Below are 21,515 nucleotides of genomic sequence, written 5' to 3' on the forward strand. Positions count from 1 at the left end.
TCGTTTTTTGCTCAAAATTTTCGAGTTTGAAAGTACGGACATGTGTTCAGCTTTGAAAGCTGTCAAATACAAATAGCATTTTATAAATTAGTTATATAAAAAAAGCCCTCTCACCTTTCGCTAAGAGGGCTTTAAGTATCCTTTTGATTTTTTCAATTAGTGTACAATAATAGGATCAGGATTTCCATCAGGATCACCGTTAACGGTGCCGTCGGTACTTGCATTTCCTAATAACAGAACACCGGCAGCATGTGGAGCGGCCATTGAAGTTCCGCTTATAGTATTATAACCTCCGTCTTTCCAAGTGGAAGTCACACTTACACCAGGAGAAGCATAATCAACCGGAGGGTTTCCGAAGTTAGAAAAATAAGCCCAGTCATCGTTACTGTCCATTGCAGAAATAGTAACAATATATGTTCCATTTACACGAGCAGGAGATGAATTGTTTGCATCCTCACTGTCGTTTCCAGCTGCAAGTGAAAAGTAAATACCATTAGAAGAAGCAGCCAACACTGCATCATCCAAAGCCTGAGAAACAGGACCTCCTAAACTCATGTTTGCAACATCACCGGCAGAACCGTTGGCACCAACATGATCAACACCTGCAATTACTCCGGAATAAGACCCACTTCCACGGCTATCCAGCACCTTAACAGGAATTACTGTAGCACCGGCAGCAACACCAATAACACCTTGGTCGTTATCAACAGCAGCAACAGTACCTGCTACGTGTGATCCATGTCCATTACCATCATCAAGACTTTTTGCATCACGTCCACTAGTAAATGCATTGAAACCTCGGGAAGCATCAACATTCAAATCCGGGTGATCTAAGTCAATTCCGGTATCAATGATCCAAGCTACGCTACTTCCAGTGTATGTTACACCACCATTCACACGAGTGATTCCGTATGGAGTTTCCTGATTAGAACTTCCTCCACCATCACCGTCACATGAGCCACCATTAGGAGTACCACATGGGGGAGCAAAAGTATGAATCCTGTCCTTCTCAATATATTTTACATTTTCATCACTGCGTAACTTTTCTAGCTGTGCTTCATCTAAGTGAGCTGCAAAACCGGCTATTGCGTTGTTATATTTCAGAAAAACATCAGTTTCTGATAATTGAGCTTTTGACATTACTTTGCTTCTTACAGCTTCAACCTGCTCTACATCACCGAGTTTAAATTGGCCGTCATTTGATGATTTCATCACCACAATATATTGCCCTTCGATAACCTGATTTTCTATTAAGTCATCTTGGTCAGCAACTTCCGTTACATTTTGACAACCCACAACTGCTAACATAAGAACTAATGCCCCAGCAGTAATCTTCCTAATTATTCTATTATTCATATCTATTTCTATGATTATTTAGTTAGTGTTTTATTTATACCCGAGTGAATGAGTAACTTAGATCATATACCACCTATTCACTTTCCGTTAATTTGAAAAATTATCGGTCAGGAATTTGTGTTACACATGTATATACATTAAACAGTAATAGATTACCACTTTGTTACAAAAAAAATTTCACAACTATTTACAATCTAAGCTAACCTCTTCACTCCCAGGAAGAAAGGCGCAAAGCAAAATGGCCCCCAATCCTGTAAATGGAGTCAATAGCTCCAGAGCTTATGAACCTGCTAATGACGATTTCAGAAATAGCAGCGTCTTAATACCTCTTATTACATGGAAAAAAGAACTGGAAGTAATCCTGACTTTACGAACACAATCCATTAACCACGGAGGACAGCTCAGTTTTCCCGGTGGTGGCAAGGAAGGAGATGAAACTATTGTGGAAACAGCGCTGCGTGAAGCTCAAGAAGAAATTGGCCTTCACACAAGTGGAGTCCAAATTGCAGGACAACTCACACCGCTTTATGTAGGCCATTCCGATAATATGGTAACTCCGGTGGTTGCTTTTTTAGAACAAGAGCAAAGCTTTACACCTAATCCAAATGAAGTGGATGAAATTATTACGGTACCGATTTCCAAACTCATTGAGGAACAACACATGGTAGAGGAAGACTGGGAACTTAGAGGAACCCCTTATCGTGTTCCCTTTTGGAATATTCACCGTGTTCCGCTTTGGGGTGCTACGGCTATGATGATGAGTGAACTCGTGGAATTGTATAAGGAGTTTTTGGAGACAAATTCTCATCCATGATTTCCCAGAAGTTATTATGAATGCCTATCTTCTCATCCTGTTAAATCAAAGGAATATATGTCGCTTTTACTGATTGCAAAAAACCGAGACTTCGACTCACTAAAAAAAGCCCTGCTCGAAAAAGATTCCAATCTGGATGTTGAGATCTGGCCTCGGGTTGAGAATAAGGAACGGGTTACGTTTGCGGTATGCTGGAATCACCCTGAAAAAGTATTAGGTAATTATCCCAACCTTAGGGCAGTATCATCGCTTGGAGCCGGCGTAAATCATCTTTTGGACGATGAAAGTCTGCCTGAAGATATCCCCATCTGCCGGCTCGTCACAGATTCGCTTCAAGAGCAAATGGCTGAATATGTATTGAATGCAATCGTCAACTACCGACTCCATATCGGTGATTATTTTACAAACAAGCAGAAAGGAGTTTGGGAACAAAAAAACACAGTTCCTAAAAAGCATGCCCCGGTCGGCATTATGGGATTGGGTGAAATGGGAAGCAGCGTTGCAACATTACTGGTGCAACAAGGATACACCGTTTCCGGCTGGAGCCGCTCTAAAAAGGATATCGACGGTGTTACTTCTTTTGCCGGGCCGGATAAACTCGATAAATTTCTTTATGAAACCAAGATCCTGGTAAACCTCCTTCCCCTAACCGAAGAGACTGAAGGATTTCTGGATCTCGATCTTTTCAAAAAACTTAAAAAACCCGGATATTTGATAAATGTGGGAAGAGGAGATCACTTGGTTGAGGAAGATCTGATCTACGCCCTCGACATGGGTTACTTGGAAGGCGCTTGTCTGGATGTATTTGAAGAAGAGCCATTGCCAAAAAATCATTCTTTTTGGAACCGCAAACAGATTATGATCACTCCGCATATTGCGGCCATCACTCCCGCCAAAGAAGCTGCTGAAGTAATTATAGAGAATTATAAACGAGCTATGTCGGGGATGGCGCTTTTATTTGAGGTGGATAGAGAGAAGGGGTACTAAGGAAAGCTGTCAGTCTTAGTAAAGAGGATCAAGCTATCAGCACAACTATACACTAGCTAAGCAGCCTTACCAATTGATATCCCATCCAAACAAATGCCAATCCAAAGATTACCTGAATACCCAAATTCAATAAGCTTAGCAGCAATTTACCATTCTCGAAGAGGAGAAAGGATTCGTGGGAGAAAGTTGAGAATGTTGTAAATCCTCCTAAAATTCCCACAAAAATAAAGAGCCGGATTTCAGGGTGTGCCCATGATTTCAACTCAAAAAGCCCGGTCACTAGCCCAATGAGCAAACAGCCCAAAAGATTCACTACCAACGTTCCATAAGGAAAAGCACTTCCTGAAAACTGAGATTGTGTAAATAAGGATAACAAATAGCGGGAAACAGCTCCAATAAAACCACCGGAACCCACCGCTACAACTTTCAGCCAGTCGATATTCATATCAGATGCTTACCGGATGCACCCAACCGAACTTGTCTTCTTTTCGGCCATATTGGATATCCGTTATCTCATCAAAACATTTTTGGGCAAAATCACCGGGTTTTTCCCGATCTAGTTCAAGCGTCTTTCCCTTATGATGAATCAAACCTACCGGTGAAACTACGGCTGCAGTACCGGAACCAAATACTTCCTTCAACTCGCCTTTCTCATAGGCTTCAAAAAGCTCGTCAATGGTAATACGGCGTTCTTCTACATTCAGACCCCACTCTTTGGCAAGGGCTATTACGGACCTTCGGGTTACCCCGGGGAGAATTGACCCAGTCAAAGCCGGGGTTATAAGTGTATCACCGATTAAAAAGTGGATATTCATTGTACCTACTTCTTCAATATACTTATGCTCTTTAGCATCTAACCAAAGTACTTGTGTGTAGCCGTCGGCTTTGGCTTTTTTAGCCGGTAAAAAGCTACCGGCATAATTTCCTGCTGCTTTAGCTTCGCCTGTTCCGCCATTTACCGCACGTACAAATTCGTCAGTAGTTGTTAAAGAAACCGGATTAAAACCTTCTTCATAATAAGCCCCAACCGGTGAAGTAATAATTTGATAGGTAAATTTATCCGATGAACGGGCAGCCAATAAATCATCTGATGCAAAAATAAACGGACGTATGTAAAGTGCAGTCCCTGATTTTTTCGGAATCCACTGCTGATCTAACTTGATAAGTGTTTCAAGTACTTCAATAAAAAGGTCGTAATCGGTTTCAGGAATGCACATCCGCCGGCAGGAGTTATTAAATCGCTCATGGTGTGTTTTTGGGCGGAAAATGTGAACCGTTTTTTCATCCGCGTAATAAGCTTTCATCCCCTCAAAAACAGCCTGACCATAATGAAATACATTCGTAGCCGGGGTCACTTCAAAAGAACCGTATGGTTTAATGACCGGTTCACCCCATTTGCCGTCCACGTGTTTCATTTCGAACATGTGATCAGAGAATTTACGTCCAAACACAAGGTTATTAAAATCAACCTCATGAACTCGGCTTTCATTTACTGGCTTTACGGTAATTTTGGTACTTGTAAGTATCTCGTTCATCATGATTCTAAAATAACACGTTTCGGATTAAATAACAGCAACAACGAAGGAAATTAAATTTCCTGCACCTGATAATATCTGAAGATAATCAACTTAGACCACCTTATAGGGCATATAATAATCAGGGTATATATTGAATTATCGTAACATTTAAAGCAACATCTTCAGGGTAACATTTCTCTTAACAAAAAATACAATCAACCTGTACTCTGCATTGCAGCTGCTATTCCGTTGATGTTCAGAAATAATACTTCCGTCAGTTTTTCTTTCTGATCTTTGGAATCCGCTTTCTTCCAGCGTTTTAACAATTCGGCCTGTATAAAATTCATCGGATAAGTAAAGGGATTCCTAAATAAAATGGAATTCTGTATCACTTTATTGTGATCTAAAATATGATCATTCCCGGTTATGGATGTAATCCATTGTTCCGCCTGCTTAAAATGTTCCACTAACTGGTTATGGAATTTCGTGGGCTTGGTGTTATACAAACCCGAAGTTGGCAAGTGTGTCCGAGCCATTTCACGTTGCGAATTATTCAAAACAGTACGGAAAAAAGTCCATTCCTTATGCCACTTCTGTAGCACTTCAAGTGCATTGTCATTCTTTTCGGCCGCCGCTTCAATTCCTTTTCCAATCCCATACCAACCCGGTGCATTATAGCGAACCTGTGTCCATGCAAATACCCATGGAATGGCCCTAAGTGAATCAAAAGTCATTGAATCTGAAGAACCACGGGATACCGGGCGTGAGGCAATCGGCAATTTACCAATATGTTCGATCGGAGTTATACTGGAATACCAATCCCAGAAATCCGGATCGTCAATCAACTCCCGATATGTTTTCATACTTGTTTCAGCAATATCTTCTATAACCGCCCTTTCCCCTTCTTTATTGGAAAGGTAGCCGGAAGTCTCTGAATATTGAAGCATGGTTACCTTAGCCATGGCATTCACAATTTGTTCTAAATGCCGGTGTGTAATTGACGAAAGCATATATCGAAATGAAATAACTTCTCCCTGTTCTGTAAATCGAATACGACCATTATTGGCCACCGCCGGCATCGCGGTTATGGCTTGGTTCGACTGTCCTCCACCCCGGCCAATTGTACCCCCTCGCCCATGAAATAAGCGGAAATCAACATTATACTTTCTGCAAACAGTCCCCAATTCGTACTGAGCTTTATCCAGTGCCCAGTTAGCCATCCAGTACCCGCCGTCTTTGTTACTGTCGGAATAACCCAGCATAATTTCCTGGAAATTATTTCGGGATTTCAAGTGCCTGGAAAAGAGATCATGCTCATACATTTGTGCCATTAAATCTGCACTATTCTCCAAATCTTCAATGGTCTCAAAAAGAGGCACAATATCGATTAAGCTCTCTGCTTTATCATTCTCATAGCTCCATAAACCTACTTCCTTTGCAATCAGCATTACCTCCAACATATCACTGATACCATGCGTCATGCTAATGATATAACTGCCAAAAATGTCCGGATTCAGAGCCAGTATATCTTTAATTTCCTCAAACACCGTCATCACTTTACTGGCAATTTCTGAGCGTGAACTCTTTACAGTGCTTAATGGCCTTGGGTTAGAAAGCTCTTTCACCAAAACTTCAATTTTATCCGTTTCAGTCAGCTCATTATAATTGTCCAGCACCTTAGCTTGAGACAGAAGCTCTTCCACTGTTTCTTCATGCAGTGCACTGTGTTGACGTATGTCTAATGCACTTAAATGAAAGCCAAAGGTATTTGCGCGAATAATTAAATCTTGCAGTCGCCCCTGCTGCGACAATCCCGAAAGCCCATTTTCAACCAAACTCTTTTTAATGACCTCCAAGTCATAAATAAAATCAGACACATTATACTTTTGGGAAGCGGCTAAAATTTCCGGCTTTTCCTCTCCAAGCGCATCCAGTAAAGACTCAATTTTACGCATGATATGCGTCACCTTCCGGCGATAAATCTCATGCTTATATCGGCGCTTATATCTTTCTGAAATTGGGAATTCTTTCTCATCTTTTTCGACCGATGTTCGCAATGCATCTGAAACCGGAGCTTGCTTATCTGAGACACTTAAATACCTGCGCAGCTCATTAAGTTCATCCAGGTATAAATTCAACACGGTTCTGCGCTGCTCAATTACGGTTTGCCAAGTTACGTTCGATGTCACATTAGGATTCCCGTCCCGATCACTGCCAATCCATGACCGGTATTTCAGTACAATCGGAATCTCAGGACGCTTGCTGTAATAGGTGTCAAAAGCCTGACGAATATCCCGATAGAGAACCGGGATGGAATCCCAAATAGAATGCGTAAAATAGAACAAACCATTTTCCACCTCATCCTCTACTGAAAGCCGTTCTGAACGGACTTCATCCGTAAGTAAAAGTAGGTTAAGTTGATTTAAAATTTCCCGCCGTAAATCTATTTTTTCATCCGGGGTGATATCGCTGTTTCCAAGCCGGGAAATCATGGAAGCCAACTCCTGTTGTTTCAGTAAAACACTGCGGCGGCGAGCTTCCGTCGGGTGTGCGGTAATAGTTGGCTGAATATCCATTTGCCGGAAAATATCCAGGGCTTCCTCATAGGTATATCCCTTTTCCTTCATTCGATAAACTGCTTCAGCTATACTTTCTTTTCGGGGAGATTCAGGAGTTTCGTCAAATTCACGGCTTCGGTTTACGCGACTGATCTCATGTTGCTCCAGGGAATTCACTAAATGAAAGAAAGTGGTGTACATCTGCAACACATCTTTAATCTCATCAAGTGAGAGAAGGTTCATCTCTTTTTGAAGCTTCTTCAATGTTGGTTCATCTTCCTCATCCAATGCTTTAGCACATTCAATTGGAAGCGTACCCAGTTTTTTTACAAACGCCTCACCATGTTTTTCAATGACCAATTCCTCAAGAATTTCTGTGAGTGTAATTACTCTTTTTGTCAGGTTTTGACTTATCCCACTACTTTCAGCAAGGTTACTGACGGTTTCTTTCCAGTACATGAATGTTTAAATTTTGAAATGAGTGTGAGTGATTGAATAGTAAGTTAGAGATAATTAAACTCTTTTATAGTTTCAACAAACTCAACTATCCAACTTAAATACATAAAATGAATAAAAAACGTTGTGGCTGGGTTGAAGGTCAATTTCAGGAATACATTAAATACCACGATGAAGAGTGGGGAGTTCCCGTCCATGATGACAAAACACATTTCGAGTTTTTGATTTTGGAGGGAGCCCAGGCCGGACTCAGCTGGTCTACAATTTTAAAGCGCCGGGAAGGATACCGGAATGCGTTTGCCAATTTTGATCCTGAGAAAGTGGCTCAGTTTAATGAATCTAAAATTCAGGAATTGTTGCAGGATGAAGGTATTATCCGAAACAAACTGAAGGTGAGGTCTGCGGTAACCAATGCTCAGTTATTTTTGGATATTCAAGAGGAATTCGGCAGCTTTGACAACTACATCTGGGAATTTGTCGGGGGTGAACCGATTGTCAGTCACTGGGAAAGCATGAAGGGGTTACCGGCCACCAGTAAAGAGTCCGACACCCTAAGTAAGGACCTGAAAAAACGAGGGTTTAAGTTTGTAGGAAGTACCATCATGTATGCCCATATGCAGGCTTGTGGATTAGTAATGGACCATACCACAGACTGCTTCCGATATGCAGAATTGAACCCCGAACATTGAACAATTAACTTCTGCCTTGGATATTCCTTGTTTAATGTTCGATGTTCTTCTCCAGCCACTCCTCAATCAAATCATCCACGTATTTCACAACAAAATCCTCTCTCTCAAGGAAAGCTGATGCGACAGCAGATCTGGCTCCGGTTCGGCAGGAAACCATTACGGGTTTATCGTTTGGAATATCACCCAGTCTTTCCAACAAGCGGGTATGAGCAATATTTATTGCTCCGGGAATGTGCCCTTCGTCAAATTCCGATTTTTTGCGTACATCCAGTAAATAGGCTTCATTCGCATTCAGGTGTTTTTCCGTTTGAGCAAAATCTATGGTATCTGTAGTAAAAAGCACCCCTCCCTTTTCAGCAAATTCTTTCAATTGACCGGGTGTGGCAAATCCTTTTACAGGATCCAATCCTATCCGGATTAAATCCAGCACTGCTTCTTGTAATTTATCCTCTTCAATAATCAAGAAAATGGATTCGTCCTCTCTTATATAAGAACCCGCTACCGTATTGAAGGCTTTATTAATTGGAGAAAGAAGTGAACCTTCAATATGCCCATTCATAAATTCTCCCCGATTGCGTGTGTCTAAAATCACTGAGTTTGTGATGCGTACCTGTCCAATAATTTGTTCTATAGTTAGGTTTTCCGGTTGTGGGATATTTCCCAGGATTTTAGGCCCTTTTTTATTTTCCCTTTTCATACGGGCAAAATAAATCGGTGGCTCCGGCTGACCATCCAAAATATAATCCACAAACTCTTGTTCGTTAGTTGCTGCACGTATAGAATCATTAAACCGTTGTTCATATCCCACCGTAGATTCAGGAATAGCCCCCAAAGCCTTTCCGCAGGCGCTTCCCGCTCCATGTCCCGGCCACACCTGCCAGTAACCCGGCATTTCTTTAAATTTTTGAAGTGATTGATACAATACTTTAGCTGAACTTTCCATAACCCCTTTCTCACCGGCTGCTGTTTCAAGTAAATCCGGGCGTCCTACATCTCCTACAAAAACAAAATCACCTGAGAGCAACCCCATTGGAACATCAGATTTTGCTCCGTCAGCCACTAAAAAACTCAGGTGTTCGGGGGTATGCCCCGGGGTAAATGCTGCAGTAAACTTGATGTTCCCAACTGAGAATTTATCCCCATCCTTTAACAGCTTATGGTCGTAATTACTTCCAATAACCCATTCGTATTTCCAGTTTTCATCCCCTTCATCCGAAACATATACTTTAACCCCCTGCTCAGCAAATTCACGTAACCCGGAAAGATAGTCGGCATGAATATGTGTCTCCGCGGCAGCAATAATTTTGAGGTTATTTTTTTCGGCAATTTCTTTATATCGGTCAATATCCCGCATGGGGTCAATCACAATGGCTTCGCCCGATGCCTGACAACCAATTAGATATGCATATTGAGCGAGCTTTTCTTCAAATATTTGTTGAAAAAACATGAATGAGGTTAAGTTTTTTTCCGTTTAATTTGCCAGCGGAAAATACTACATCTTGAAGCCATCGAAAACTGTTATGAAAGATTTTTGGAATGAACGTTATTCGGAACAGGAATTTGTATATGGAACCGAACCGAATAATTTTTTTAAAGAACATATTGAGAATTTAGAATCCCGTACAATTATTCTGCCTGCCGAGGGTGAAGGGCGTAATGCCATATATGCTGCAAGCAAAGGCTGGGATGTAACAGCAGTAGATTATAGTGAGCAAGGGAAGAAAAAAGCACTGAAACTGGCAGAACAGAAAGGGGTCAACATCAAATATGATTTGAGTGATTTAGCTGATTATGATTTTGGACAAAACAAATATGATGCTGCAGCTTTCATTTATGTCCATTTGCCACGATCAATCATAAAAGATGTGTATTCTCATGTAATTTCAAGCGTCAAGCCGGGAGGTAAGATTATTGTGGAGGTATATTCAGTCAACCAGCTTGGAAGAAATTCAGGAGGACCAAAAGATAAACGGGTTTTATATACCGAAGAAAAATTACGGGATTTGCTTTCCGGTACCGACATCAAATGGATGGATGAAGTCGAAGTGACTCTCAATGAAGGGATGCATCATGTTGGGAAAGCGATGGTGTTTCGGGCAATTGCTGAAAAAGTATAAATAAGAAATTGAACCGGGAGAACTTAAATGGCAATCCTTTGGAATTTCCAGATATAATCGGTGATTGGAGTTGAGTAAAAATATTAAATAAGGGTAATTCAATAATCACCCTTATTTAAGAATCTGGTTCAAACCTATTTGGTTTCGAAACCTGCATTGGCCAAATCCTGAAACCCACCAACATTGTATACCTTTTCAAAACCATTTTGCTTCATCATGCGAGCTGCCTGTCCACTTCTGTTGCCCGATCGACAGTATAGATAGTACGTCTCATCTTTATTCAAGCTATCAAGTTGCGCAGCAAAATCACCATTCATTAAGTCATATTGGTGATCGGCTTCAACCAAATGTCCTTCTTCATACTCACCTTTGGTACGGACATCAATAATAATACCCGGAGTTTCAGTCTTTATTTCTTTAAACTCTTCTACACTGATGTCGATACGCTGAGTTTCTTTTTCGTCGGTTTTGTTTGAAAATATATTAAACATGATTAGTCCTATAATTAAAATTGTCGCTATTGTTAAAATCGTTTTCCACATAATGTTTTATTTTAGAGATGCACCGGTTTTTTAAGTTTATTCATGCTAATTAACAAAGTAATACCGGATATCATAACAATCACTCCTGTTATGGTGATTGCAAATCCAAGATCGAACAAATCAGCCAAAAATCCTGCAAGAAGTGCTCCGACGGCATAACCGCCATCTCTCCATAATCGAAATACTCCGATACTTTCAGCACGATCTTCAGGATGAACCAAGTCAGCTACAGCTGCTAAAAACGTAGGATATACCATTGCAGTTCCTAATCCTAAAAATGAGGCCGCAATTATAAATTCATAAAAGTGGGACAGTGATGGGAAGATTAACAAACTTGCAGCCTGTACCATCAATCCTGCAAATAACATATTCTTTCGACCGGTATAGTCTGAGATTTTCCCTGTTACTACCTGGAAAATTCCCCAAAACGCCGGATAAATAGCCGTTACAATTCCAATTTGATATAAATTCAGTCCGGCTGCTGACAAATATAGCGGAAATATTCCCCAAGCCATTCCATCTTTTAAATTGGTTGCCAATCCAGATTGTGAAACGGCAAACAGATTACGATCTCCTATCGAAACCTTCCAAAACAGATTCTCTTTACTCCTTTTTTCATTATTTCCTTCAGAACTTTCAGAATGAACCCAGGGAGCAGTGTCTTTCACTAAAAAAATCGACATTAGTAATCCGATACCGGCCAGTCCAATTCCTAAATAGAAAGGGTATGGTCGTAACCCAAACTCTGAAGCAATCCACCCGGTCAGGAAAGCCACAACTGCCACAGCTAAATAACCGGCAAATTCATTCAATCCCATGGCCAGGCCCCGGTCTTTTTTCCCGGCAAGATCAATTTTCATAATCACATTGGCCGACCACGCCAGTCCCTGGTTAATACCTAAAAATACATTGGCAGCGATCACCCAATTCCAGCTGTCTGCCATCATTAAAATGAAAGGAACAGGCAAACCAAACAGCCAGCCCACAATCAGCATTTTCTTGCGTCCGTATTGCTGGGCAAATCTTCCCGCAAAATAATTGGATGCCGCTTTGGTAATTCCAAAAACAATGATGAATGAAAAGATTGCTGAACGAGCTGCGATGCCAAACTCACTTTCGGCAATTTCGGGTAGAATGGTGCGCTCCAGCCCCACCATGCCACCTACAAAAGCATTGATGAACACCAGCAACGAGAATTGCTTCCAATTATGTTTGAGTCCGAGTACTTTCATCTATTCTTCTTTTAAGTGTGAACCTACAATCGTTTGACAGGTCTCGCAGGTTCATCTAAACACTCACAGACCCTAACGTACGATGCGAGGTTGCTACAATATCTTTATTAAGTATTAGTTTGAACCGGTGAATAATTGTGGTCCTTCTTGTGACCTTTTTTGTAGGCTTCCATTGCATCGGCTACATCAAAATAAAAGTTACTGATACTGAGCCCTTCCGTAATTCCGGATACTTTCAGCTTATCTCTAACCGGACCAATGGCGCCGGCAAAATACAATTCAATATCCCGATCTTTCAGGTCTTTTATCAATTCCTGCAGTGCATGTACTCCGGTAGAATCTATATTATTCATAGCAGATGCATCCAGGATCACCAGGTTGAGTTTATCTCCTTTTTCGGCAATGAGAGAATCAATAGTGTCTCTGAAATATTCTACATTGGCGAAATAAAGCTGAGAATCGAAACGGTAAATCAGAATTTCTTCTTCAGTTTTCGCTTCTTTATATCGTTTAACGTTTCGGAAATTTTTGGTTTCTCCTAATCGGCCCAATTCCGTACTGTGCGGTTTGGTACTGCTGTAGATCACCAGTCCTAATGAAATTAATACGCCTACTGCAATACCTTCTTCAATGCCAAGAGAAAGTGTGGCGATAAAGGTGATTACCAACAAAGCCAGGTCTTTTCGGTCTGTTTTCCAAAGATGCCTCATTTCATGGGTATCGAATAGCCCGGCCACGGCCACCATAATAATCGCCGCCAAAACCGCACTAGGCAGATAATAAAACAGTGGGGTTAAAAAGAGTACTGTGAGTGCGATAATTACTGCTGAAACAATAGAAGCCATTCCTGTTCTGGAGCCGGCCTGATCGTTCACTGCAGTTCTTGAAAATCCCCCGGTTGTCGGATATGACTGGAACAAGGCTCCACCAATATTCGCCACCCCCAATCCAATCAATTCCTGGTTTGGGTCAACTTTATATCCATGCTTGTTTGCGATGGCTTTAGCCACGGCAATCGACTCCATATATCCCACCAATGAAATCACAAGAATAGTTGGTAATAACAATTCAATGTCAGCCCAGCTCATAGATGTAAATTTGAAACTTGGAAGACCTCTTGGAATATCTCCCACAATCGCCACTCCGGATTCATTTAACCCAAAGACATACGTTACAAGGGTTCCTAGCCCTACTACAACTAATGCTGAGGGAAAGGTGCGTTTCCATTTTCTAATAAGAATGATGGTTGCAATAGATCCGATCCCAATTGCAGCTGTAAAAGGATCAATCTCATTTATTTTTTGAAAAGCATTAATCAGAATTTCATGCACATAATTAGTTCTAGGAATGTCAATTCCCAATAGGTTTTTAAGCTGACTGCCACCAATGATCAGTGCAGCAGCTGAAGTAAATCCGCTAAGTACAGGGTGCGATAAAAAATTCACCAAAAAACCCATTCTGAATACACCCATCAAAAGTTGGAAAACCCCTACACCCATGGCAGTCATAATCGCCAGCTGTATGAACCGATCACTTCCCACATCTGCAATCTCACCAACACCTGCCAGTACCAACAAAGAAACCATTGCCACAGGCCCTACTGCCAACTGACGAGACGTGCCAAAAACAGCATATAAAATCAGCGGTACAATAGAGGCGTATAAACCGTAAATCGGCGGGAGCCCGGCAAGCATGGCATACGCCATTCCCTGAGGAATAAGCATGATACCCACCGTAATGCCGGCATTTATATCTCCTTTAGCGTCATCCCCGGAATAGGATTTAATCCAATCCAGAATGGGAATATATTTGGTAATGGATGGTTTTGATTTCATGGTTTGATTTATTTTCTCCATCGTAAAGGCGTTTCATGTATTGCCTCCACAATAGAATATTTCAATATTTTTGTTTGATAGAACTCGCCGGACCTTTCACCTTCCGACGGGTTGGGTTTTCGGGGTACAAAATTTTGATCCCCCAATGTTGCAGGAATAAATGCGATTCATCCCTGCATTATATCAGTGGATTATTTAAACAGTGGTTGCTGCTTTAGGCTTATAATTTTCGAATTCATCATCGATGAGAACTACTTTATAGCCATTTCGTTTTAGAAATGCCGAAGCTACAGCGGAGCGGCCCCCTGCTTGACAGTGTACCACCAAGGTTTTGTCTTTGGTGATTTCACCTAATCTTGGCAATAATCGTGTATGTGCCAGGTTTTGAGCACCTTCTATATTACCTTCACTGTATTCTGAGGCTTTCCTCACATCCAGGATCTGGTAATTGTCATCATCTACATACTGATTAATATTATCGAATTTTTGCACTGTGATAGCTTCCAGTTCTCCCCCTTGTTCAGCATAATGATCAAGGTCCATTGGAGTCACATAGCCAATTACATTATCCAACCCAATGCGATAGAGATCACGAACGGCTTCTTCCAGTTTATGCTCCTCTACAACCAGGTAAATATCTTCATCTTCTGTGATATAAGAGCCGGCTACCGTATTAAACTGTTTGTTCATAGGCGAGAGCAATGATCCGGGAAGATGTCCTTCTGAGAATTCGTCTCTTTCTCGGGTGTCAAGCACGGCAACCTCCGTGTTGTTCGACAAGCTTCCAAGCTCCTTTAAAGTGAGATGCTTTGGCTGTGGAAGTCCTTTTATGATTTTGGGACCAAGCTTATTGTCTCTTTTCATTCGTGCAAAATACAAAGGTGGCTCCGGCTGACCTTCAAGAATGAAATTCACGAAAGCATCCTCAGAAGTTGCTGATTTGATGGAAGCATTGTAACGCAATTCATATCCAACGGTTGTTTCAGGGATTGCTCCCAATGCTTTTCCGCAAGCACTTCCGGCTCCGTGCCCCGGCCAGATTTGCAGGTACTCGGGAACATTTTTAAAATCTTCAACCGATTTAAAAAGGGTCCGGGCAGAAGGCTCCATTACATTGGCTTGCCCCGCAGCTGATTCCAGGAGATCAGGTCGCCCTACATCTCCTACAAATATAAAGTCGCCGGTGGCAATTCCCATGGGTTCATCCGCTGCTGCACCATCAGTAATAAAGTAACTCAAATGTTCGGGAGTATGTCCCGGTGTGTGCCAGGCTTTAATGGTAATGTTACCTATTTTGAATTCATCACCATCGTTTAAAAACTCATAGTCATAATCGCTGTTTTTCAGCCATTCGTACTTCCAGTCTTTATCACCTTCATCTGAGGCGTACACTTTCACTCCACGCTCGGCAAATTCCCGAAGACCGGAAATATAATCGGCATGGATATGAGTATCAGCTGCACCGACAATGGTTAAATTTTGGCCGGCTGCATGTTCAATGTATTGGTCGATATCACGCATTGGGTCGATCATTACAGCTGTTCCATTAGCCTGGCATCCAACCATATATGCATACTGTGCTAATTTTTCGTCAAAGAATTGTTTGAAATACATGTTGTTTCTCCTGTGTTGTGTTGTTAAATATTCTTGGAAGTCAGAACTCTGAACTCAGTAGTCAGAATTTCTCTACTGAGTTCTGATTCCTGAATTCTGAATTCTTCCATTTCATTAATGAGGTAAAGAATCTCGAAGCATACCATAGACGTAAGTTCCTGCTGCTGCTGATAAAATTGGGATGATCATCACAGTGAGGCCGCTTCCCAGTAGTGCAAACATGGGGCCCGGGCAGGCTCCTAATAAAGCCCAGCCAAGTCCAAATAAGCTGCCGCCAATGATGTAGCGTTTCACTTGAGTAGAATCTTTTGGAGGTATCGTAATTGGATTCCCCTTGGTATCCTTGATGTTGTTTCTTTTAATAATTTGGATGGAAATAATGCCTACCACAATTGCAAGGCCGATAATTCCATACATGTGAATAGAGTCGAAACGGAACATTTCCTGAATTCGAAACCAAGACACGACTTCAGATTTTACAAGTACAAATCCAAAAGCCATTCCAATCAATAAGTATTTGAGATATTCTAAAAATTTCATTGTTATGCTTTTATAGGATTAAAGTATGAGTGGGTAAATGAAGTAAGTCATAATAAGACCGCCAATAAAGAAGCCGATGACAGCAATCAGTGAGGCAAGTTGTAAATCGGATAACCCGGAAATAGCGTGACCGGAAGTACATCCGCCGGCATAACGAGCCCCAAAGCCTACCATAAAGCCACCTAAAACCAATACAATAAGTCCGGTTGGTGTGCCTAATGCCGCCCAGGAAATAAGATCAGCCGGAACCAATCCGGCAAAATCCTGAATTCCAAGGGCCTGTAAATCAGCTATCGTGGATGCTGCAAGATCAATCGGCTCGGGATTAGCGAATACATATCCGCCTAGAAAGCCACCAATAATAGAACCCGCTAAAAAAGTAAGATTCCACCAACCGGCTTCTTTCCAGTCATAATTGAAAAATGCTATGTTTCCGAAATTGCATGCCGCACAAGCGTGCCTCAGATTTGCCGAAACACCGAACATCTTCCCTCCCATAATAAGCAGAAGGGGAACAGTAAGGCCGATGATGGGACCGGCTACATACCAAGGCATAGGTTGAAATAATATGTCCATCAGTTTGAGTATTTATTTAATTATTTATCGTTCTTTTTTTTCTTCGTTCCAATGATACTGGGTTTTTTTGATTTGTAACAACATGTTATAACAAGTATATTGCATTGAGGTTAATTGGCGAGATTTTACCAGTAAGGGCGAATTGCAATGCGCCCTTACTGGTAACCAAGACTTTGATATAAAAATTTGATCTATGGAACAACAATCATCTAAACACGAATACGTTAAACAGCATTTGCAAAAAGAAATCACTGAGGGAAATTATGAAGCCGGAGAGAAACTGCCTTCTGAAAACCGTCTTTGTGATTACTTTAAGGTAAGCCGCGTAACCGTCCGTCACGCGTTGCAAAATTTGGAGAATGACGGGCTGATTTATCGCAAACAAGGTATAGGCGCTTTTGTTAATGATCAGAATATGAAGAGTAACCTTGTCCGGCTGACAGATTTCTCGGAGGATATGCGCCTTGCCGGTTTGGAAAGCAGTTCCCGGCTCATCAGTTTAAAAAAAGTAGATCCCGTTAAAGAGGTAAATGAGATTCTGGAAGTTCGCCCTGATATGAAACTCATCCGTGTGGATCGTATTCGCCTCGGCAGTGGAAAACCCGTAGCGTTTGACATCACATGGCTTCCGCCCGGCTATGGCCAACTTCTATTTGATGAAGACCTAACCACTCAAACCATCTACAATGTGATTGAAGAAAAATATGAGATTCCCATTCTTGCCGGTAGTTATAAAATTACTGCCATCAATGCCGACGACTATATTGCGAATCAACTAAATATTTCCCAAAATGATGCCGTTCTGGAAATTGACCGTTGCTCACGAACCACCGGTGACAAAAAGGTTTATTTTCAAAAGCGATATTACAATCCGGCCCACGTTTCCTATGTAATGGAGCTTTCCCGAAATGATGAATCTGAAACTTCCTCTAAAGATGGGTTACCCCTCAAGGAATTCTCTCCGAAGTTTGCTAAATAACAACATAAACAGCATTTTCCGTCTACTTATAACTGTTCACTAATTGTGGGTCAAATGAAAAAAACACAGAGAATAATGGCAACCTCCATGCTGATGCTAACGTTTGTGTTTTCCTTTTCGGGGATTCAAGCACAGTACCTGGAGGAGTTTGAAGATAAAGTAACCGAGTTTACGCTAGATAATGGATTGCACTTCATTATAATTGAACGGCATGATGCCCCAGTTGCAAGTTTCTACACCCATGTGGATGTAGGCGGAGCTAATGAACCGGTTGGAAATACAGGTATTGCACACATATTTGAACATATGGCATTTAAGGGTACTCATTATATCGGCACCACAAACTGGGAAAAAGAGAAAGTGGTGATCGATCAAATGGATCAGGTGTATCAGGAGTGGCTTCGTGAAAAATATAAAGCCAATCCGGATTCTTCTGTCCTGAATGCAAAATGGACAAAGTTTCAGGAACTTCAGGAGGAATCAAGGCAATTTGTAGTCAATAATGAATTCTCCCAAATTATTGAGCAAAATGGCGGTACAGGCTTAAATGCTTCTACCGGTGCTGATTTTACAAATTATTTTTATAGCCTCCCTTCAAACAGGGCTGAATTATGGTTCAACCTGGAATCAGACCGATTCAAAAACCCAACCTATCGTGAGTTTTATGTTGAGAAAGAGGTGGTTCGCGAAGAACGCAGGATGCGTACTGATTCTAATCCAATCGGACGATTGATTGAGGAATTTTTAGCCGTGGCCTATACTGCTCACCCTTATGGACGCCCTGTAGTAGGCTGGAACTCTGATATTACTGCCACTACCATTGCAGATGCTCGTGATTTTTATGACAAATTCTACGTACCAAGTAATATCACTATTGCTATTGCCGGTGATGTAAAACCTAGCCGAATGAGGGAATTAGCTCAAGAGTATTTCGGTGATCTCAGGGAAGGCGAACCGGCACCTATAGTTACTACTATCGAACCCGAACAACGAGGTGAACGACGCTTCAGTATTGAAGGAAACTCACAGCCTATTATGCTAATCGGATATCATGGTGTTGAAGAGTCTCACCCTGATTTTGAAGCATTGAATTTAGTAGGGAATATTATTTCAAATGGCCGCACATCACGTCTTTATAAAAAATTGGTTGAAGATCGCCAGCTTGCTTTACAAGTTGTTGCTTTTAATGGTTTTCCGGGAAGTAAATATGGTTCTATGTTCCTAACTCTTGCTGTGCCTAACAGAGGGGTGGAACTAGATTCACTTGAGAACTCAATCTATGAGGAAATAGAGTCAGTAAAAAAAGGGGCACTGACCCAGGAAGAATTAGATCGGGCCCGTACTAATATTCGAGCAGGAATTATTCGCGGACTTAATAACAACACCGGACTGGCCAGTAACTTCGCAAGTACACATGCAACCAAAGGTGACTGGAGAGAAGTATTTTTACGATTGGATCGCATCAATGAGGTGACTTTGGAAGACCTGCAGCGTGTTACAAAAAAATACTTAGTCAAAGACACCCGAACCGTAGGTGCTACGGTACAAGCTGATTCCTAATTCAATATTTTAACTGCCTAATGGATTTTATTATGAAACGTTTAACCATTTTTATTTTTGCATTGCTTATCGCATTACCCATTTCTGCGCAAAAGCGATATCATGAGATTGAGTTTCCGGAAATCAATCCTATACAAATGCCGGAAGTAGAAGAATTCAACCTTGATAATGGGATTAACTTCCTCCTGGTTGAAGACAAGGAACTGCCCCTCATAAATGTGCGGGTGACAGTAAAAACCGGTGGTATTTTGGTTTCGGAAGATAAAACAGGGCTTGCCGGCATGACGGGAAGCGTAATGCGTGAAGGAGGTTCTGTTAACTACCCGGCCGACGAACTTAATAAACTGCTGGAAGATAATGCCGCTTACATCTCTACTTTTATCGGAACCGGCTCTGGGGGAGCAAGTTTAAATGTTCTGAAAGAAGATTTTGACGATTTACTCCCTGTTTTTGTGGACGTCTTACAAAATCCTGCTTTCCCTACAGACAAAATTGATCTTGCTAAAACTCAAGCCAAAAGCAGTATTTCTCGCCGTAACGATAACCAAACTCAGATAGGAAGCCGGGAATTTCAAAAATTGATTTATGGGGAGAATTCTGTTTACACCCGCCAAACCGAATACGAAACTATAGATAATATTACCCGTGAAGACATGATTGAACTTCACGAAAATGCTTTTGTCGGTTCAAACCTGACAGTGGGTATAGTTGGTGACTTTGATACTGATGAAATGAAGCAAAAATTGCGTGAAGCCTTTGGGAGTTTTCCAACAGGAAGTCCAACCAATCTCATATATCCGGAAATAAACTATGATTTTCCCTCCACCATAAACTTTATAAACAAATCAGATGTAAACCAGAGTTATGTTTCTATGGGACATATTGGAGGTTTACGAGAAAACCCGGATTATCCTGCCATTCAGGTAATGAATGAAGTGCTGGCCGGTGGATTTTCAAGCCGATTGTTCCAGGAAGTGCGAACCAACCTTGGTTTAGCCTATTCAGTGGGTGGTGGTTATGGAACCAATATCAATTACCCTGGCACCTTTCGGCTTGTTACTATGACAAAAAGCTCCACTACAGCTGAGGCCATTGATGCCATCTTGAATGAAGTAAAAAGACTTCAGCAAGAACCTATCACCAAAGAAGAACTCAACAACACTAAAGATCAATTCTTAAACTCTTTGGTATTTCGATACGACAGTAAGTCCAAAATCCTGAACGAGCGAATCAACAACGAGTATAGCGGACTTTCTCCGGATGCTTTTGATAAGCTTATGGAAGGAATAAAAGCTACGACCATAGAAGATGTACAACGTGTAGCCCGGGAGTATTTGAAACCGGATGAAATGCAGATTTTGGTCGTAGGCAATAAAGATGAAATCGGTGATCAGTTAGAAAAATACGGTAAAGTAAATGAAATCGACATTTCTATTCCTGAGCCACCTTCTGATGAAGAAGAAACTGCCGGAGATGCAGCCCAGGGGCAACAGTGGTTGAACAAGATGTCGGATGCCATCATAGCGTCCGGAACCGAAGCAGAAGCGATTCGTGAAGAAGCAACTATTACTCAAAAAACACCAATGGGTGATATGGAATTACAAAGTTCTTCTGTCACTAATTATAATAATTACTCCTCTGAAAGAACTATGCAAACTCCACAGGGCGAAATGAGTATTAGTTTCGAAAACGGCAGCGGCACCTTAAGCATGATGGGACAACAACGACCGCTTCCTTCGCAGATGGCTCAACCAATATTGAAAGAAATGAAACGCAGCTATCTTGCCATCGCATTTAATAAAGATGTTGCAAAAGCTGAATACCTTGGAGAGGAAACCGTAGAGGGCAAAAATTACGCTGTTCTTCGCGTTAAAAACGATGGGGTACAGGTGACTTATTTACTGAATAAAGAAACAGCTTTACCGGCACGCACCAGGTATTCAGAAATGAACCCGCAAACCGGACAACGTCAACAAGCCGAAACCGTATTTTTTGACTGGAAAGTGGTAGATGGCATTGCATACGCTTACTCCGCAATTACTTATACAGATGGAGAAGTAGCCGCAGAAGTATCAGTTGAAAGTCATGGAACCGAATAAAAATTTAACTTCATCAAACTTACATGTTAAAACCCGTATTTCTT

Annotated in this window: 18 protein-coding genes; 7 read left to right on the forward strand and 11 right to left on the reverse strand. The window is 41.4% G+C overall.

All coding sequences use genetic code 11. From position 1 onward, the window contains the following. Window positions 1-156 precede the first annotated feature (156 nt). Window positions 157-1,356 (reverse strand): S8 family peptidase, encoded by a 1,200-nt coding sequence (locus tag HUJ22_RS08390; RefSeq protein WP_290876149.1) that lies wholly within the window; start codon window positions 1,354-1,356, stop codon window positions 157-159. 238 nt (window positions 1,357-1,594) lie between these two features. Between HUJ22_RS08390 and HUJ22_RS08395 the strand changes: the two genes are divergently transcribed. After that, window positions 1,595-2,170, forward strand: coding sequence for a CoA pyrophosphatase (locus HUJ22_RS08395; RefSeq protein WP_290876151.1), 576 nt, complete (start codon window positions 1,595-1,597; stop codon window positions 2,168-2,170). Between the two features lie 57 nt (window positions 2,171-2,227). Continuing rightward, window positions 2,228-3,157, forward strand: a complete 930-nt coding sequence (locus HUJ22_RS08400; RefSeq protein ID WP_290876153.1) for a glyoxylate/hydroxypyruvate reductase A — start codon at window positions 2,228-2,230, stop codon at window positions 3,155-3,157. 52 nt (window positions 3,158-3,209) lie between these two features. Here the strand turns inward: HUJ22_RS08400 and crcB are convergent, their stop codons facing one another. The 3 genes from crcB to ppc all read right to left on the reverse strand — a co-directional run bounded on the left by crcB (window position 3,210) and on the right by ppc (window position 7,691). Further along, the gene (gene crcB / locus HUJ22_RS08405; RefSeq protein WP_290876155.1) at window positions 3,210-3,602 is read right to left on the reverse strand and encodes a fluoride efflux transporter CrcB; all 393 of its coding nucleotides are present in this window, start codon (window positions 3,600-3,602) and stop codon (window positions 3,210-3,212) included. 1 nt (window position 3,603) lies between these two features. Beyond that, window positions 3,604-4,695, reverse strand: coding sequence for a branched-chain amino acid aminotransferase (locus HUJ22_RS08410; RefSeq protein WP_290876157.1), 1,092 nt, complete (start codon window positions 4,693-4,695; stop codon window positions 3,604-3,606). Window positions 4,696-4,889: 194 nt separating this feature from the next. Beyond that, window positions 4,890-7,691 (reverse strand): phosphoenolpyruvate carboxylase, encoded by a 2,802-nt coding sequence (gene ppc, locus HUJ22_RS08415; protein WP_290876159.1) that lies wholly within the window; start codon window positions 7,689-7,691, stop codon window positions 4,890-4,892. 107 nt (window positions 7,692-7,798) lie between these two features. On the opposite strand from ppc, the gene HUJ22_RS08420 reads away from it, so the two are divergent. Further along, complete coding sequence (locus tag HUJ22_RS08420; protein WP_290876161.1) at window positions 7,799-8,377, forward strand: DNA-3-methyladenine glycosylase I; 579 nt, start codon at window positions 7,799-7,801, stop codon at window positions 8,375-8,377. Window positions 8,378-8,408: 31 nt separating this feature from the next. Here the strand turns inward: HUJ22_RS08420 and HUJ22_RS08425 are convergent, their stop codons facing one another. Next, a complete protein-coding gene (locus HUJ22_RS08425) occupies window positions 8,409-9,824 on the reverse strand; it encodes an MBL fold metallo-hydrolase (RefSeq protein ID WP_290876163.1) in 1,416 nt (471 codons plus the stop codon). 73 nt (window positions 9,825-9,897) lie between these two features. On the opposite strand from HUJ22_RS08425, the gene HUJ22_RS08430 reads away from it, so the two are divergent. Next, entirely contained in the window at window positions 9,898-10,494 is a 597-nt protein-coding gene (locus HUJ22_RS08430) for a class I SAM-dependent methyltransferase (protein WP_290876165.1), read from the forward strand. Window positions 10,495-10,628: 134 nt separating this feature from the next. Here HUJ22_RS08430 and HUJ22_RS08435 read toward each other — a convergent pair whose 3' ends face one another. The 6 genes from HUJ22_RS08435 to HUJ22_RS08460 all read right to left on the reverse strand — a co-directional run bounded on the left by HUJ22_RS08435 (window position 10,629) and on the right by HUJ22_RS08460 (window position 16,833). Continuing rightward, complete coding sequence (locus HUJ22_RS08435; RefSeq protein ID WP_290876167.1) at window positions 10,629-11,036, reverse strand: rhodanese-like domain-containing protein; 408 nt, start codon at window positions 11,034-11,036, stop codon at window positions 10,629-10,631. Between the two features lie 11 nt (window positions 11,037-11,047). Further along, window positions 11,048-12,268 carry an MFS transporter gene (locus HUJ22_RS08440; protein WP_290876169.1) on the reverse strand — a complete coding sequence of 407 codons (1,221 nt, stop codon included), beginning with the start codon at window positions 12,266-12,268 and terminating at the stop codon, window positions 11,048-11,050. A 107-nt stretch (window positions 12,269-12,375) separates the two neighbouring features. After that, entirely contained in the window at window positions 12,376-14,124 is a 1,749-nt protein-coding gene (locus HUJ22_RS08445) for a SulP family inorganic anion transporter (protein ID WP_290876171.1), read from the reverse strand. Window positions 14,125-14,298: 174 nt separating this feature from the next. Then, a complete protein-coding gene (locus HUJ22_RS08450) occupies window positions 14,299-15,717 on the reverse strand; it encodes an MBL fold metallo-hydrolase (protein ID WP_290876173.1) in 1,419 nt (472 codons plus the stop codon). Window positions 15,718-15,831: 114 nt separating this feature from the next. Beyond that, window positions 15,832-16,257, reverse strand: a complete 426-nt coding sequence (locus tag HUJ22_RS08455) for a DUF6691 family protein (RefSeq protein WP_290876175.1) — start codon at window positions 16,255-16,257, stop codon at window positions 15,832-15,834. A gap of 18 nt (window positions 16,258-16,275) precedes the next feature. After that, on the reverse strand, window positions 16,276-16,833 hold the full coding sequence (locus HUJ22_RS08460) for a YeeE/YedE thiosulfate transporter family protein (RefSeq protein WP_290876177.1): 558 nt from the start codon (window positions 16,831-16,833) through the stop codon (window positions 16,276-16,278). A 193-nt stretch (window positions 16,834-17,026) separates the two neighbouring features. Between HUJ22_RS08460 and HUJ22_RS08465 the strand changes: the two genes are divergently transcribed. Genes HUJ22_RS08465 through HUJ22_RS08475 form a run of 3 tightly spaced genes read left to right on the forward strand, consistent with a single transcriptional unit; the run spans window position 17,027 to window position 21,471 of the window. Further along, window positions 17,027-17,812 carry a GntR family transcriptional regulator gene (locus HUJ22_RS08465; RefSeq protein ID WP_290876179.1) on the forward strand — a complete coding sequence of 262 codons (786 nt, stop codon included), beginning with the start codon at window positions 17,027-17,029 and terminating at the stop codon, window positions 17,810-17,812. Between the two features lie 54 nt (window positions 17,813-17,866). Further along, a complete protein-coding gene (locus HUJ22_RS08470) occupies window positions 17,867-19,372 on the forward strand; it encodes a pitrilysin family protein (RefSeq protein ID WP_290876181.1) in 1,506 nt (501 codons plus the stop codon). Window positions 19,373-19,404: 32 nt separating this feature from the next. Next, entirely contained in the window at window positions 19,405-21,471 is a 2,067-nt protein-coding gene (locus tag HUJ22_RS08475) for a pitrilysin family protein (RefSeq protein ID WP_290876183.1), read from the forward strand. Window positions 21,472-21,515: the final 44 nt, after the last annotated feature.

This window comes from Gracilimonas sp. (assembly GCF_014762685.1).
In the GTDB taxonomy this organism is placed as follows: Bacteria; Bacteroidota; Rhodothermia; order Balneolales; family Balneolaceae; genus Gracilimonas.

Bases quoted from the DNA above. Each gene is read 5' to 3' on its own strand.
- HUJ22_RS08400 (WP_290876153.1), top strand. From the start codon at position 2,228: ATGTCGCTTTTACTGATTGCAAAAAACCGAGACTTCGACTCACTAAAA.
- HUJ22_RS08395 (WP_290876151.1), top strand. From the start codon at position 1,595: ATGGCCCCCAATCCTGTAAATGGAGTCAATAGCTCCAGAGCTTATGAA.
- HUJ22_RS08450 (WP_290876173.1), bottom strand. From the start codon at position 15,717: ATGTATTTCAAACAATTCTTTGACGAAAAATTAGCACAGTATGCATAT.
- HUJ22_RS08425 (WP_290876163.1), bottom strand. From the start codon at position 9,824: ATGTTTTTTCAACAAATATTTGAAGAAAAGCTCGCTCAATATGCATAT.
- HUJ22_RS08445 (WP_290876171.1), bottom strand. From the start codon at position 14,124: ATGGAGAAAATAAATCAAACCATGAAATCAAAACCATCCATTACCAAA.
- HUJ22_RS08420 (WP_290876161.1), top strand. From the start codon at position 7,799: ATGAATAAAAAACGTTGTGGCTGGGTTGAAGGTCAATTTCAGGAATAC.
- HUJ22_RS08435 (WP_290876167.1), bottom strand. From the start codon at position 11,036: ATGTGGAAAACGATTTTAACAATAGCGACAATTTTAATTATAGGACTA.
- ppc (WP_290876159.1), bottom strand. From the start codon at position 7,691: ATGTACTGGAAAGAAACCGTCAGTAACCTTGCTGAAAGTAGTGGGATA.
- HUJ22_RS08455 (WP_290876175.1), bottom strand. From the start codon at position 16,257: ATGAAATTTTTAGAATATCTCAAATACTTATTGATTGGAATGGCTTTT.
- HUJ22_RS08460 (WP_290876177.1), bottom strand. From the start codon at position 16,833: ATGGACATATTATTTCAACCTATGCCTTGGTATGTAGCCGGTCCCATC.
- HUJ22_RS08410 (WP_290876157.1), bottom strand. From the start codon at position 4,695: ATGATGAACGAGATACTTACAAGTACCAAAATTACCGTAAAGCCAGTA.
- HUJ22_RS08465 (WP_290876179.1), top strand. From the start codon at position 17,027: ATGGAACAACAATCATCTAAACACGAATACGTTAAACAGCATTTGCAA.
- HUJ22_RS08475 (WP_290876183.1), top strand. From the start codon at position 19,405: ATGAAACGTTTAACCATTTTTATTTTTGCATTGCTTATCGCATTACCC.
- HUJ22_RS08440 (WP_290876169.1), bottom strand. From the start codon at position 12,268: ATGAAAGTACTCGGACTCAAACATAATTGGAAGCAATTCTCGTTGCTG.
- crcB (WP_290876155.1), bottom strand. From the start codon at position 3,602: ATGAATATCGACTGGCTGAAAGTTGTAGCGGTGGGTTCCGGTGGTTTT.
- HUJ22_RS08470 (WP_290876181.1), top strand. From the start codon at position 17,867: ATGAAAAAAACACAGAGAATAATGGCAACCTCCATGCTGATGCTAACG.
- HUJ22_RS08430 (WP_290876165.1), top strand. From the start codon at position 9,898: ATGAAAGATTTTTGGAATGAACGTTATTCGGAACAGGAATTTGTATAT.
- HUJ22_RS08390 (WP_290876149.1), bottom strand. From the start codon at position 1,356: ATGAATAATAGAATAATTAGGAAGATTACTGCTGGGGCATTAGTTCTT.